Annotated in this window: 12 protein-coding genes and 1 pseudogene; 2 read left to right on the top strand and 11 right to left on the bottom strand. The window is 58.7% G+C overall.

All coding sequences use genetic code 11. From position 1 onward, the window contains the following. Nucleotides 1-143: 143 nt before the first annotated feature. The gene (locus tag J3P73_RS23190) at nucleotides 144-1,823 is read left to right on the top strand and encodes a glycoside hydrolase family 3 protein (RefSeq protein ID WP_130692950.1); all 1,680 of its coding nucleotides are present in this window, start codon (nucleotides 144-146) and stop codon (nucleotides 1,821-1,823) included. Between the two features lie 83 nt (nucleotides 1,824-1,906). On the opposite strand, the pseudogene J3P73_RS23185 reads toward J3P73_RS23190, so the two are convergent. The 10 genes and pseudogenes from J3P73_RS23185 to J3P73_RS23140 form a co-directional block, all read right to left on the bottom strand. Then, a pseudogene (locus J3P73_RS23185) lies at nucleotides 1,907-2,083 on the bottom strand (bifunctional Delta(1)-pyrroline-2-carboxylate/Delta(1)-piperideine-2-carboxylate reductase); the annotation flags it as partial. A gap of 367 nt (nucleotides 2,084-2,450) precedes the next feature. Next, the gene (locus J3P73_RS23180) at nucleotides 2,451-3,359 is read right to left on the bottom strand and encodes an IS481 family transposase (RefSeq protein WP_207579708.1); all 909 of its coding nucleotides are present in this window, start codon (nucleotides 3,357-3,359) and stop codon (nucleotides 2,451-2,453) included. Nucleotides 3,360-3,591: 232 nt separating this feature from the next. Beyond that, nucleotides 3,592-4,005, bottom strand: coding sequence for a DUF3830 family protein (locus tag J3P73_RS23175; protein ID WP_130692948.1), 414 nt, complete (start codon nucleotides 4,003-4,005; stop codon nucleotides 3,592-3,594). Next, the gene (locus tag J3P73_RS23170) at nucleotides 4,002-4,400 is read right to left on the bottom strand and encodes a hypothetical protein (protein WP_130692947.1); all 399 of its coding nucleotides are present in this window, start codon (nucleotides 4,398-4,400) and stop codon (nucleotides 4,002-4,004) included. The genes J3P73_RS23175 and J3P73_RS23170 overlap by 4 nt, the downstream gene beginning before the upstream one ends. Nucleotides 4,401-4,411: 11 nt before the next feature. Then, nucleotides 4,412-5,140, bottom strand: a complete 729-nt coding sequence (locus J3P73_RS23165) for an amino acid ABC transporter ATP-binding protein (RefSeq protein WP_130692946.1) — start codon at nucleotides 5,138-5,140, stop codon at nucleotides 4,412-4,414. Next, nucleotides 5,137-8,070: an FAD-dependent oxidoreductase gene (locus tag J3P73_RS23160; protein WP_397496501.1), complete on the bottom strand. Its 2,934-nt coding sequence runs from the start codon at nucleotides 8,068-8,070 to the stop codon at nucleotides 5,137-5,139. Before J3P73_RS23160 ends, J3P73_RS23165 begins: the two co-directional genes overlap by 4 nt. A gap of 11 nt (nucleotides 8,071-8,081) precedes the next feature. Then, nucleotides 8,082-8,972: a 4-hydroxy-tetrahydrodipicolinate synthase gene (gene dapA, locus J3P73_RS23155; RefSeq protein ID WP_130692945.1), complete on the bottom strand. Its 891-nt coding sequence runs from the start codon at nucleotides 8,970-8,972 to the stop codon at nucleotides 8,082-8,084. A gap of 15 nt (nucleotides 8,973-8,987) precedes the next feature. Beyond that, nucleotides 8,988-9,680, bottom strand: a complete 693-nt coding sequence (locus tag J3P73_RS23150) for an amino acid ABC transporter permease (RefSeq protein ID WP_130692944.1) — start codon at nucleotides 9,678-9,680, stop codon at nucleotides 8,988-8,990. 77 nt (nucleotides 9,681-9,757) lie between these two features. Continuing rightward, on the bottom strand, nucleotides 9,758-10,594 hold the full coding sequence (locus J3P73_RS23145; protein ID WP_024320386.1) for an ABC transporter substrate-binding protein: 837 nt from the start codon (nucleotides 10,592-10,594) through the stop codon (nucleotides 9,758-9,760). A 116-nt stretch (nucleotides 10,595-10,710) separates the two neighbouring features. Next, a complete protein-coding gene (locus J3P73_RS23140) occupies nucleotides 10,711-11,364 on the bottom strand; it encodes a GntR family transcriptional regulator (RefSeq protein ID WP_197727302.1) in 654 nt (217 codons plus the stop codon). 112 nt (nucleotides 11,365-11,476) lie between these two features. Between J3P73_RS23140 and J3P73_RS23135 the strand changes: the two genes are divergently transcribed. Beyond that, the gene (locus tag J3P73_RS23135) at nucleotides 11,477-12,160 is read left to right on the top strand and encodes a GntR family transcriptional regulator (protein WP_130692942.1); all 684 of its coding nucleotides are present in this window, start codon (nucleotides 11,477-11,479) and stop codon (nucleotides 12,158-12,160) included. Nucleotides 12,161-12,243: 83 nt separating this feature from the next. Here J3P73_RS23135 and J3P73_RS23130 read toward each other — a convergent pair whose 3' ends face one another. Next, on the bottom strand, nucleotides 12,244-13,434 hold the full coding sequence (locus J3P73_RS23130; RefSeq protein ID WP_130692941.1) for an amino acid aminotransferase: 1,191 nt from the start codon (nucleotides 13,432-13,434) through the stop codon (nucleotides 12,244-12,246). Nucleotides 13,435-13,455 lie beyond the last annotated feature (21 nt).

Below are 13,455 nucleotides of genomic sequence, written 5' to 3'. Positions count from 1 at the left end.
TTCGCCGCCCGCTGCTCAAGCCGACCCTCGATATCCAGAATGTTCCCGACGAACTTAACCTGACATCACCGAGCTGGCATATGACAGGATAGCGTGCATATTCACACGGGCTATCCGCAGAGCGTTGATCAACGGGGGAGCTTATGACGATCTACGACGAGCTTCGCAAAGCGCCGTTCAACCTCGACGACGCTGCGATATCCTGGATCCGCGACGTCTATGCCTCGCTTGATCTCGATGACAAGATCGGCCAACTCTTCACCTTGATCATGATCGGGACGGATGAGGAGGATTTCAAACGCATTGCTTCACTAAGGCCGGGCGGCGTAACCCGCTTCTTCACGGCTGACCTCGAGTTCGAGCGGCGGGTCATCTCTGACCTCGTGGCCAAGAGCAAAGTCCCGCCCATCATCAGCGCAGACCTCGAAGGCAGCCGTCATTCCTTCGCTTTCGGCACTCCGGTGCTGGGCCAACTTGGCCTTGCCGCCGTCGACGACGTTCAGGCGACCGAGAAAAGTTCAGAAATCCTGGCACGCGAGGGCCGCGCGATGGGGGTGCGCTGGTCCTTCACGCCGGTCATCGACATAAATACCGCGTTCCGATCACCGATTGTCGGTACACGGTCATACGGCTCCGATGTCAACAAGATCGAGCGGCACGCGGTTGCCCATGTTCACGGTCTCCAACGAAATGGCGTTGCCGCCACCGCAAAGCACTGGCCGGGCGAGGGATATGACGACCGCGATCAGCACCTCGTTACGACGACCAATCCGCTTTCCATGGACGAGTGGAAGGAAACCTTCGGTCGGCTCTATAGAACGCTGATCACCGAAGGCGTGTTGGCAATCATGAGTGGGCACATTTCCCTTCCGGCCTATATTCGATCGAAGATGCCAGATGCCGGGCTTGAAGCTTTCCGACCGGCCTCGGTTTCCCGGTTGCTGAACGTTGATCTTCTCCGAGACGAACTCGGCTTCAATGGCATCGTCGTCTCTGACGCGACCCCCATGGGAGGGCTGTCTGCCTGGGGCCACCACCTCGATACGCTGCCTGATATCATCGCAAATGGCTGCGACATGATCCTCTTCAGCGATGAACCTGAGGAGGATATGGCGGCGGTCAAGGCTGCCGTCGAAGATGGACGAATTACTCCGGAGCGACTTGAGGAAGCGGTTCTTCGCGTGCTGGCGCTCAAGGCCCATCTCAAACTTTTTCAACCGTCAGACGTCCTACCCGATGCGGCGGAAGCGTGCCACCTGCTTGCGCATCCAGACAATGTCGCAGCATCAAGGGAATACATCGGCCGCTCGCCTACGCTTGTGAAGGACGTCAATGGTATCTTTCCGCTCGATCCGGCGAAAACAAAGCGCGTGCTGCTGGTCGACGGCGGCATCATTCATCCGCTCATGCCGCAGCCACTGGAATTCTTGCTACCCGCGCTGTTGCGGAAGGAAGGTTTCGAAGTCACGATCGACCGACCGGACATCGTGCCGACCCCCGACGACTTCGACCTCGTCCTCTACGCGCTAGGCGACGAGTCGCTGCTCGTACGAGGCCGGATATTCGTCGACTGGCATAGGATGGGTGGTGGCGGCCTTTTCAAGGCCATGTACCGACCCTGGACGAATATTCCCTCCGTAATGATCTCATTTGGGCATCCCTATCACCTTTACGATGCGCCGCGCGTACCGGCCTATATCAATGCGTACTCCACCATGGACAGCGTCCAGGAAGCCGTCGTTGATTGTATGCTCGGTCGCAAGCCCTTCCTAGGCACCAACCCGGTCGACCCTTTCTGTGGCCTTGAAGATGCGCGCTATTGAAGTCGTTGGGAGCAGAGGCTGCCGGCCTATTGGAACGGGGCAACAGGCCCCCGATCATTCGCGATCGCCCGGACCAGCAGACGTCAGCCGGCGATCAAAGCGGCTTCATACACCATCGTCGCGGCAGCAGGATCGGCCAACGCCGTTCCGACTGCCTTGTAGAGAGTGATCGCGTCGTTGGACGTCCGCGCTGGACTATCCTGGCGACACAGTTCGTCAAGTGCCGCACGCACCGTATCTGTAGAAATCACGCCGCCTCGGCGGGAATAGAACCGTCGGACAGCAGTGCCTTACCTGCTCGACAGGGGTATCACAGCGTCATTGCGCATCACCACCTCTATATGGGCGCAGAATGCTGAGAGACGGACGAGGAGGAATTAGCGGCGAAGCCATGAGCCTCTGTAGAAGAGACATCTTACGCGTTTTTGGCTGCTTCTGCGACGGAGGCAGTTCTTGCGCCGCTCTTTTCGCAAGTTCGAAATCAAAATCAAAAGACATTTCGGGCCTCGTCCACCATTTGGAAATCTCGAAGAAAATCTCGAAGACTAGAATGCAGGAAACGTGCCAACCGCCGCGTTAGGCGGTGCTGGCACGCCGGCGTCAACCCCGTCGCCTCGGCTATTGCGCCTAGATGTGGATGCTCAAGAGGTTGTCTCGGTTGAGGCCGAGGCGACTGATGGGTGTTTTTGATTTCAGGCTGCCGTGCGGACGATGCCAATTGTACATATGGGTCCAGCTTGGCAGATGGGCTTTTCGGTGTTCGGATGACGGATAGGCGCATGCATAGGCCCACTCTCGCAAAGCCGTCTGAATGAAGCGCTCCGCCTTGCCGTTGGTTTTGGGGGTATAGGGTTTGGTGCGGATGTGCTTGAGGCCGAGTGCCTTGCAGGTGGTTGCGAAGTCCTTGGCCTTGTAGCAGGCGCCGTTGTCGGTCATCACCCGCGTGACTGTGATGCCCAGGCTCTGATAATAGGTGACGGCCGCCTTGAGGAAGGCAATGGCGCTAACGGCGGTTTCGTCGGGGAAGATATCGGTAAAGGCGATGCGGGAGGCATCGTCAATGCAGATGTGGACGTATTCCCAGCCGACACCACGCGAGTTGCTTTGGCCGGTCCGGTTGCCGGTGATGCGGTGGCCGACGCGATGAAAGCGGCCGAGGCGCTTGATATCGAGATGGATCAGACCACCCGGCTCGGCATATTCGTAACGTACAATCGGCTCGGCGGGATCGACATCCTTCATCCGTGACAGGCCTGCACGCCTGAGAACGCGGCTGACGGTGGCGGGCGACACGCCTGTTTCCATGGCGATGTGCTTGCCTGTCCGGCGCTGACGGCGAAGTGCGACGATGCGCTCTGCCAAGGACTGACCCGTCTGACGTGGACTGATTTTGGGCCGGGACGAGCGGTCCGCCATCCCGGCGCGTCCTTGTGCCCTGAACCGTTCGACCCAGCGCGAAACGATCTTTGACGAGACACCATAAAGGCGGGAAGCCTGGGCTTTGGACACTTGGCCTTTGGCAACGGCCAAAGCCATTTCCTCTCGACGCAACGGGGTCAGTCGGGGTTCATTCGGAGTGATCCTGGAAAACTGAGGTGTGGTAACTCCAGTCTCCTAAATCCGCTCCGAATGGACAACCTCCGGAAAGCTCACACCTAGAGCATGATGCCGAAAAGTCTGAGCGGTTTTCGGGCGATATCATGCTCTAACTATTTAATTTAGAACAGGATTTAGATTTTAGCCCGACCCGGCCTAAAATCATCCTGTTCTAGGATACGGCCTCAAATCGAATGGATTGCGCGCCTTCCCACAGCGTGAGGCGCCCTATTTCGGCGAGTTGGTCGAGATTGGATGTGATTGTGATGAAATGATTGCCAGCCAGTTGGCCCATTTTCGATGAAAAATCGACGCCTCCGTAGGCAAGCAGGATTTCCGTTTCGCTGATGCCTCCCGGGTAAAGGATGATATGACCGGGGGCCGGATGGCTTGTATGGTTCTCATAACCGACGCCGAAATCATGGTCGCCAAGCGGGATCCAAACGCCCTCGCCAGACCAGCGAACGTGCACGATTTTACCATCGAACGGCATCTGCTTGATGAATGCTTCACAGGTTTTGGGCGCTTTGGCAGTTTCCAGGACAGCGTCGAGGATGAATGGCCCTGCTGTAATTTTCAGTTTCATGATGTCGCTCTTGTTAGATTTGACTGCTTGTTGATTTGTCTCGCCGCGGCTTTCCGATATTGCCTGTGGCCCTTGGTACCCACCAGGACGCCGTTTTCGACGACAGGCTTTCCGGCGACAATTGTCGTTATCGGCCAGCCGGTGATCTCGATCCCCTCGTAGGGCGAATAGTCTGCGCCATCATGCGGTTCCGCATGACGGATGGTCCGTTCGACATGGCTGTCGATGCCGCCTGGAAGGACATATTTGCCCGAGGCGTCGATCGTGCGCGCAGCACCCGACAGGCTCTGCCCGATCTGGACAATCTTGCCGTCTTTAATGCCGATATCCGCCTGGAAAACATCCGCAGCAGTCGCCACCGTGCCGTTCTGGATGATGAGATCGTAGTCGCTCACAAGCCTGACCTTCAGTGCTGCAGGATTTTGCCAAGGAAAGCTTCGGTTCGTGGGTTGTGTTTTCCCGCGAAAAACTCCTCGCTCGGACGATCCTCGACGATCTCGCCCTGATCGATGAAAATCACGCGTGTCGCCACCCGGCGGGCAAATCCCATCTCATGGGTGACGACCATCATCGTCATGCCGTCCTTTGCCAGTCCGGACATGACATCGAGCACTTCGGAAATCATCTCTGGATCAAGCGCGGATGTCGGCTCGTCGAAGAGCATGGCGAGCGGATCCATCGCGAGCGCCCGCGCGATCGCCACGCGCTGCTGCTGCCCGCCGGAGAGTTGGCTTGGATATTTTTTCGCGTTGTCCGTCAGCCCGACGCGATCAAGAAGCGCCATGGCCTTCGCGTGGGCTGCCGTTTCGCTGCGGCCAATGACAATCTTCTGCGCCAGCATGATATTGTTGATGATCGTCAGATGTGGAAACAATTCGAAGTTCTGGAAGACCATCCCTACCCGTGTGCGAAGGTTCGGCAGGTCGGTCTTCGGGTCGCCGACTTCGATACCATGCACCCGGATCGAACCTTCCTGAAACTGCTCGAGCCCGTTGACGCATTTGATCAACGTCGATTTGCCCGACCCCGAGGGACCGCAGACAACCACGACCTCACCGCGCTCGACGTTCACCGAGCAGTTCTTAAGGACAGCGAACTGACCGTAATATTTGGTAACGCCAGCGATCTCAATCATGCCCGGCCTTTCTGGAAACGCGAGATGGAAAAGGGTTGCAAGGCTCTATCGGTCTCGCGACCGAGAACGAGCCGAGATGTCAACTGGCCGACGATCGGGCCGAGCGTATAACCGTTTGAAGTGACGGCGTTGAAGAACCCGGGCATTGACGGATGTTCGCCGAGGATCGGCGCACCGTCGATGTTGATGTTCATCGCTGCCCAGCTCCGGATGACGTGAAGTTTGCGCAGAGCGGGAACGACGTGCTGGGCAACCCAAAGGTTTCCCTCAAGGCTCGACAGTAGCGGGCGTGGATGTTGATGGATGGGATCGAGGCCTGCCGTCCAGCCGCCGCCGATGATGAAGTTCCCGTTTGCCGCCTGCTTGAGTGTCAAATGGCGGTCGGCATGGGCGACGAGACACGAGATCAAAGGTGCTGCGGCCTCGGTAACCACCATCTGCAGTGGAGCACCGAATACCGGCACATGGACACCGAGCATCGCGCCGATCCTTGAAGCGAAGGCTCCGGCTGCATTGACGATCCGTTTTGCCCGCAACATGCCCCTCGATGTCCTGACCTCAAACCCGTCGTCCGAGGTCGTTATTCCGGTGACCTCGCAATTTTCGAAGACTTGAGCGCCGTCTCGCCGTGCCGCCTCCAATATATATTGCGTAGCGACGAGAGGATTGATCTTGCCCTCCTGGGAGCAGTAGGCAGCACCGACGAAGTGAGAAGACAGAGCAGGCTCCAGGGAGCGCAGTTCCTCTTGCCCGATCAAGCGGCAATCGATCCCGGCCGCGCACTCCACCCCGACCTTTTCCGCCAGAAAACGCATGTGGTCATCGGTTTCGGCCACCATGAGGCCGCCTGTGACCTTCATCTCGAAATCCTGCCCGAGCTCGCTTTGCAGCGCGGCCCAAAGAGCGATTGAATCGCGCTGGAGGGGAAGTGTTTGTGCGGCCGTTCCGCCGCCACCTTCGGCACGGGCACCGTGGTCGAAGGAAAGCAACTGGGCATGAAGGCTTCCTGCATTCCCTCCGGACGCCAGCGAGTTCGCAAAAGCGCGCTCCACCACCACAACGTCCTCGCCTTCCCGGGCAAGGAAGAGCGCCGTCGAAAGGCCTGCAATGCCGGCGCCGATTACCAGCGTGGACGTTTCCGCCACCGGCAAAGCTTGAGGATTCGCCAATGGAGGTTTTTCCGGCAAAAGTGCGCGCTTGTGGCCGCCCCATTCCGGCTTCTCGACCGCAAGCGCCGCCAGCGGAATAGGTCGAAGTGGCATTTGCGGGGCCAGAAAACCGCTTGTTTCGCCCGTGAGGTGCCGTTCTTTCGCGACGTCAGCGATCGCTTTGCCGCAGTAGCGGCTCTGACATCGCCCCATGCCGGCACGCGACAGGCGCTTTAATGTCGAGACGTCCTGCGCACTATTTGCGCTGAGCGTCCTCAAGACACCGTAAGTCACTCCTTCGCAACGGCAGATCAATGCATCATCTGGCGGAATTGCCGTCTTTGTCTTTGCATCGTCCTTCGGCGCAAAGACCTGCCAAAGCGCCTCTTGAAACCGTCTATGGCGGGCAAGCCTTTTCACTGCGCTTTCGTCGGCTTGGACAAGGAGGCCCAGTTTTCGCGCAATCGCGGCGGCGGCGATCTGCCCTTCTGCCATCGCAACATGCGCGCCGCCGAAACGCGCCGCTTCACCGACAGCATGCACGTTCGCAAGCGTTGTCTGACCGTCGAGACCTCGCACTGCCCGCAGATCGCCGTCGATGACCTCATGGCTGCAGCCGAGCAGCCGGGACAGCTCATTGGAGGATGTGAAATTGCCGCCGACAAGGACCGTGTCGGCATCGAAATTGATCTCGCCGCCTGGTCCGGTGAACGTGACGTTCTCCACACGCTGCGAGCCGTTGATCGAGGTGAGTACGCTGTTCCAGCCCATCTTGACGCCCGCGGACCTAAGCGTCGATATCTGGCGCAATCCGTGGCGGGCGAGGGCGGGATGCGTTGTCAGAAGGCCGAGGGCTGCCAGCGGCCGAGACCAGGGTGGCGGCGCTGCTTCCAGCAAAGCGACTATCGAGGCTCCTGCCTTTCGAAGTTCGTTTGCGACCTGCATATTCAAAGGACCGTTTCCGGCAATAACGATCCTTCGGCCGGGAACGGTGCCATAGCTCCTCAGCAACGTCTGGGCGGCCCCTGTTGTCATCGCACCAGGAAGTGTCCAACCCCTCACCGGCGTTGGGCGTTCGTAGGCCCCCGTCGCGATGATGAGCATTTTCGGCTTGCAGTAAAACGCATCGCCGGAGCCATAGCAGGCAATAATAAGCGAACCGTCGTCGTCACGTGCGGCACCCCACACCACCGTAGCGGTTAGAAATGTCACGCCGTGATCGCGCACTTGCCCTATAAGCGCTGCGCCGGATAAAGCCTGCTCGTCGCCACTCACTCGCTCAGTGGCGCTCCATGTCGAGGGTTGTTTGAAATACTGTCCGCCGGCGGACGGCCGTTCATCAATGACAGTCACCTTGGCGCCGGCCGCAGCAAGAACCTCAGCTGCGGCAAGCCCTGCAGGCCCCGCTCCGACGATGAGAACGTCCATCGTCCTTGTCGTCAAGGACTGCGGCACACCGCAGAGATCGGCAATCTGACCAGTGGCAAGGTCGGGCCGCGCAGCAGGACGCAGAACCTGCATGTCATCGTCGACAATGGTCATGCAGGCCCGCTGGCTGGCTTTTCCGTCGATCGTCACGAGGCAATCGTGACAGACGCCCATTCCGCAGAAGAGGCCACGGCCGTCGCCTTTGATGCCTCGGGAAAATTCATGCCGCCCCGTCGCCTCGATGGCGGCGGCGACAGACATGCCCTTTTCGGCAAATATCTGCAGACCGTCGACCGAGAGCCTGACCCGTGCATCGTCGGGCCTCAAGCTCTGGTTTATGGAAGCGACGGGCATCATGGAATTCCTCAGACGCCGAACGTCAGACCGAAATCGGCCACCAGCCTCTTCATGGCGGCATCCTGCGCGGGCGGCAACGGTAGGCGCGGCGGACGCGGCAGGCCTGCGCCAAATCCCATGTGGGTCAGCAGGGACTTCGTTCCTGCGACATAGGCCTGGCCCCCGACCGCCTGAATGACAGGCAGCCATTTGAGGTAAAGCTCTCTTGCCTCATCGAACTTTTTCTCATTTGCGACAAGTTCGAAGATCCGCGCCATCGGTCCTGGCGCAACATTTGAAGCCACTGCCACCCAGCCCTGCGCACCCATAACGAAAGACTCGAACCCGAGTATGCCCCCGAACACAGTCATATCGTCGCCGGCCAGCCGGATGATATCGCGCACGCGCGTCACTTCGAGGGTGGACTCCTTGATATAGTCGCAGCCATCGATTTCGGCGATGCGCTTGACCAACTCCGGCTTCAGATCGACGTTTGCGGTCGCGGGATTGTTGTAGACCATAATCGGGATGGCCACGGCAGACGCAATGCTCTTGTAGTGGTGAACGAGTTCGTCATCCGTTGGGGTGGAATAGAACGGCGGAATAATCATGACGCCCTCAGCTCCCATTGCCTCGGCCTTGACGCTAAGGCGAATGGATTCCCGCGTATCTTCCGCTCCCGTGCCGATCAGAACAGGCACCCGTCCCGCGACAGTTTCGATGACGGTCCTCGCCACACCATCGCGCTCTTCCTCGCTGAGCGACAGAAACTCACCTGTCGATCCAAGAGGGATCAGGCCATGGATACCTTCTTTAACCTGCCAGTCGGTAAAGGCAGCCAGCCCCTTCAGATCGACCGCGCCGCTGGGATCCAACGGAGTAATCATCACGGTGTAGACACCGCGGAACGTCTTCTGCATTTGAAAATCCTGGTTCTAGCGCTTCTCGTTAATGGAAAGCCGCGATCCGGCTTGACCGAGACGCTTTTCGATATGGCTCTGGAAGAAGTCCCAGAGTGTTGTGAGGAGGAGGTAATAAATCGCCGCGACCGCAAACAGTTCGAGCACCATGAACCGCTCCTGGATGAGAACCTGAGTCCGGCGAAGGAGTTCTTCGACCGAGATCACAGAAGTGACGGAGGTCGTTTTCAAGAGACCGTTCACCGAATTGCCGAGAGGCGGAACGATAACTTTAAAAGCTTGCGGCATGACGATGTAGCGCATGATCTGACGCTCGGTCATGCCGAGTGCGCGCGCTGCCCTGGTCTGGCCTTCCGGCACGGCTTCGATACCGGCACGAATGATCTCCGCGAGATACGCCGCCTCGTTGACAGCCAATCCGAGCAACGCCGCCTCTATGACGGTGAACTTGATGCCGAACAGCGGAAGCGCCGTGTAGATCGCAATCAACTGTACAAGAAGCGGCGTGCCGCGAAAAAGCCAGATATACGCCTTGGCAATGTAGTATGGCACCCGCCGCGACGATCGCCGCATCAATGCAAGGGCGAAGCCGAGGATAAGCCCCGCAATCAACGAGACGACGGTGAGCCAAACGGTCGTGAACACCCCGCCAAGTATAAAGGGGTTGAACAGATAACCGAAGAAGCCGGACCAGTTCCAAAGCGACATGACAACGACTTTCTGCAAGAGGTTTGGCGCGACGTGGTCGCGCCCCGCCTCATCTCTAAACGATCCTTGAAATCAGTTCAGCGGCCGGGGCCTTTAACCGAATAGTCACCCGCGACCATCGGCAGGCCGTATTTGTCAAAGAGCGCCTTCAGAGATCCATCCGCCTTCATGTCTTTCAACGTCGCAGACACGGCATCGGCCAAAGCCGGGCTTTTGAATGCGACAGAAACCGGGGCTGGGTAGAGGCCGCTGATTGCCCGTTTGAAGTCCCCGCGAGAATCGTACTCCTTGGCGACGGCGTCGATCGACACGACACCCTGCACCTGGCCTGCCCGCAGAGCCTGGTAGGCCAGGGCGAAATTATCGAACGTCTGGATGGTCAAGCCTTCTTTGCCCGCGTCACGCAGTTCCTTGTCGAGAAGGCGTGTCTTCGTTTCCTCGAAACCACCGATTTCGACACCGATCGTCATGCCGGCAAGATCATCTTTTGCGGCGACGTCTTTCTTCGAATCTGGTGCCACGGAGACGCTGATGGCCTGATCTTCATAGGGGATCATCTGCATGATCTTGGCGCGTTCTTCGGTGAAGAAAATGCCCGTATTGATCATGTCCCAGCGGCCAGCCTGCAGGCCCGGAACCATCGCCGAGAATTCGATGCGGACATATTCGGGCTCAAGGCAAAGGCGCTTGGCGATCTCTTTGCCGAGGTCGATGCGCATGCCCTTCAGATCACCCGTGGAGTCGATGAACTGGAGCGGAGGAAGCGTTGGATTGGTCGACATGACGAGCGTGCCGGGCTTGATCAACTCGCCTGCCGCCACTTTGGGTTCGCAGGATTGAGCGAAGGCAAAAGACGCTGTGACCGACAGGAAGGACGCGGCAAGAACGCTGCGAGAGAAGTGTGAACGGAGCATGGAGAGCCTCTGGGAGTTCGGTTCTTTATCGTTGGATCCCGACCGTGCATTCAAGTGGGATCCCACTTTTATACAAAAGTTCACCGTAGATGCAAGTGCATTCTCAACTCATCGATTCAGTAGTTCGCAAGGACGCCCTGACGGACGACTTCGAGATGATCGGTCATGGCTCGGCGAGCCGCCTCGGCATCGTTGGAGGCCAAGGCAAGCAGGATTGCTCGATGTTCCCGCACGCCCGGCTTCGCACGCACCACAGGCAGCTGCCGCTCGAAGATCGTTGTGTAGCGCCGCATCTCCCCGATCGTGGTTGCCATAAAGGGGTTGCGGCTTTCGCTTGCGATATAGTTGTGAAGCGCATCGTCAAACGCCCAGACCATCTCAGGGTCAGGTTCGGGGTCGGCCTCGATCTCGTCCAGCATCCTTGTCAAAGGGTCCAGTTCAAGTCGCGAAGCATGGGGGCTGGCGAGCGCAGCCGCAGTTGGTTCGAGCAGCATCCTCATGGTGAGACTGTCAAGGTAATCCTTGAGACTGATGACCCTGACCGAGAGAACGCCTTTTTCGTTTCTGACAAGTAGTCCCTCTCCTTCGAGACGTCCCAGCGCGTGACGCATGGGAGAACGCGAAACAGCATGTTTCGTCGCCAGGCGGCGTTGCTGGACGACCGATCCCCCCACGAGCCTGGCTGATAGAATATCGGCCAGCAGGGAACGGTAGGTTTCGTCAGCAAGGCTGGAGTCGCCAACTTCATTCAGACCATCGTCCATCTGCACTCGTTCCAGTCCTTTTCCAAATCGGCTATCATATGTAACAAGTGATCGCGTAAGGAAAGCGCGGTGCCGCGTCGAGCGGCCAACGCCCTAAAGAACAAGGAAATAGCAAACGGTGACAGACGCCTTAGCGGCCCCGGGTCGGAAAATTGCCGAGAAAGGGCAGCATAATCTTGCATCGCTGACCTACAAGGCCGTGTCCGACATGATCCGGCATCGCCGGCTGAAAGGCGGGCATGTCATCGTTGAGGCAAGGCTTGCCGAGACACTCGGGATTTCGAGGACACCGCTGCGCGAAGCGCTGCAGAGGTTAGAAGGCGAAGGCCTGGTTCGCAAGGGCGATGGCCGAAACTACGTCGTGCGACAGGTGGATGTCGGCGAGTATCTTCAAAGCTTGAAACTGAGGTTGTTGATCGAACCTGAAGCAGCGGTACTGTCGATCAACGCCATTCCGCGACGTCTTTTGATGAGCGTCCGGCAGGAAATCCACGACCTATTGGGCGCGACGGCGTATCACACAGACGCGCATTGGTTCTCGGACGACAATCTCCATAATATGATCATCGATCATTGCGGCAACGCGGTCATGGCAAAGGTACTGCGGGAGCTTCGGGCGACCACGCGTCTCTTCGAAATCGACCGCCTGAAAGATCGCCTGAAGCCGGACTCCACGGAACACCTCGTTATCATCGAGGCGATCGACCGGGGCGAGGTCGAGGAAACGCGCCGAGCTGTCGCCCAACACATCGAGAGCCTAATGGCATTTACGCGAATGCATCTACAAGTCGCTGACCTCTAGCGCGATTAAGTGGAGGGTTCTTGGTTGCTGTTTCAGACTGCGTAGATGCCGAACTCCCTGTTAATGCCTCAAAAGGGTGCTGATCAGCTGATTCCGCGAACTGCCAGAACGGCTTCCGCAAAGGTGTCGATCTGGCTGGCCTGCAGCCCGGCGACATTGATGCGTCCGTCCTCGACGATATAGATGGCGTGACGCTCGCGCAACATCACAGCTTCCCTGGGTGTCAGACCGATCAGCGAAAACATGCCTTTGTTCTTGGCGAGGAAATCGTAGTCGCTGCCATTGGTGAAACGCCGGAACGAGGCAGCAAGCCCCTGGCGCAGCGACAGAATGCTGGAGCGCATATCGTCCAGTTCGGCGCGCCAGTCGGCGGCGAGTGCCGGGTCTTCCAGGACGGTGCGAACGATAGCCGAGCCATGATCCGGCGGCATCGAATAGACGACACGGGCTCGCACCGTGAGTTGTGCCTTGGCTGCATCCGCCCGATCCGCGTTGGCGGCGAGAATGAATGCGGCACCTGTACGCTCGCGGTAGATTCCGAAATTCTTCGAGCATGACGAGGAGACGAGCATTTCCGGAACCATGCCGGCGAGCAGCCGTACCACGAAGGCATCGTCCTCGAGACCCTCGCCAAACCCCTGATAAGCGATATCGACCAGGGGAACGAGCCCGCGCTCGGCGATGATCTCTGCCAGCGCCTGCCATTGCGAACGGCTCGGGTCGGCGCCCGTCGGATTGTGGCAGCAGCCGTGCAGCAACACGATGTCGCCCCGCTCCGACCGTGAGAAATGATCGAGCAGGGCGTCGAAATCCACCTCGCCTGTTCGGCTGTCGAGGTACGGGTAAGTGACGACCCGAAGCCGGTTGTCTTCGAGGATCGACACATGGTTCACCCATGTCGGGTCGGGCACATGGACCGCGGCACCCGGGCGCGCCAGGGAGATCAGGCCGGCGAGCACCGTCAAGGCGCCTGCTCCGCCCGGCGTCTGGATGCCGCGAATTCGCTCCCACGGCGCCGCCTCGCCGAAGACAAGCCTGCCGATGAGATCGCAAAAAACAGGATCTCCGGCCGGGTCGACATAGGCTTTGGTCGTCTGCGCGGTATGGATTCGCTTTTCTGCCTCCCTCACCGCCCGCGGGATCGGCGTCGTACCGGAGGCGTCCCGGTAGACTCCGACGCCGAGATCGATCTTGTTCGAACGACCGTCCTGCCGGAAAATCGGCATCAACGACAGGATCTTGTCGGCTGGCGGCATTGTCAGATCATCAAACATGGTTCTCTCCGGTCAGGGGAA

The organism is Rhizobium ruizarguesonis, assembly GCF_017357285.1.
Lineage (GTDB): Bacteria > Pseudomonadota > Alphaproteobacteria > Rhizobiales > Rhizobiaceae > Rhizobium > Rhizobium ruizarguesonis.
The sequence above is the reverse complement of the archived record's forward strand: the minus strand, read 5'-3'. Positions and strand labels throughout refer to the sequence as shown.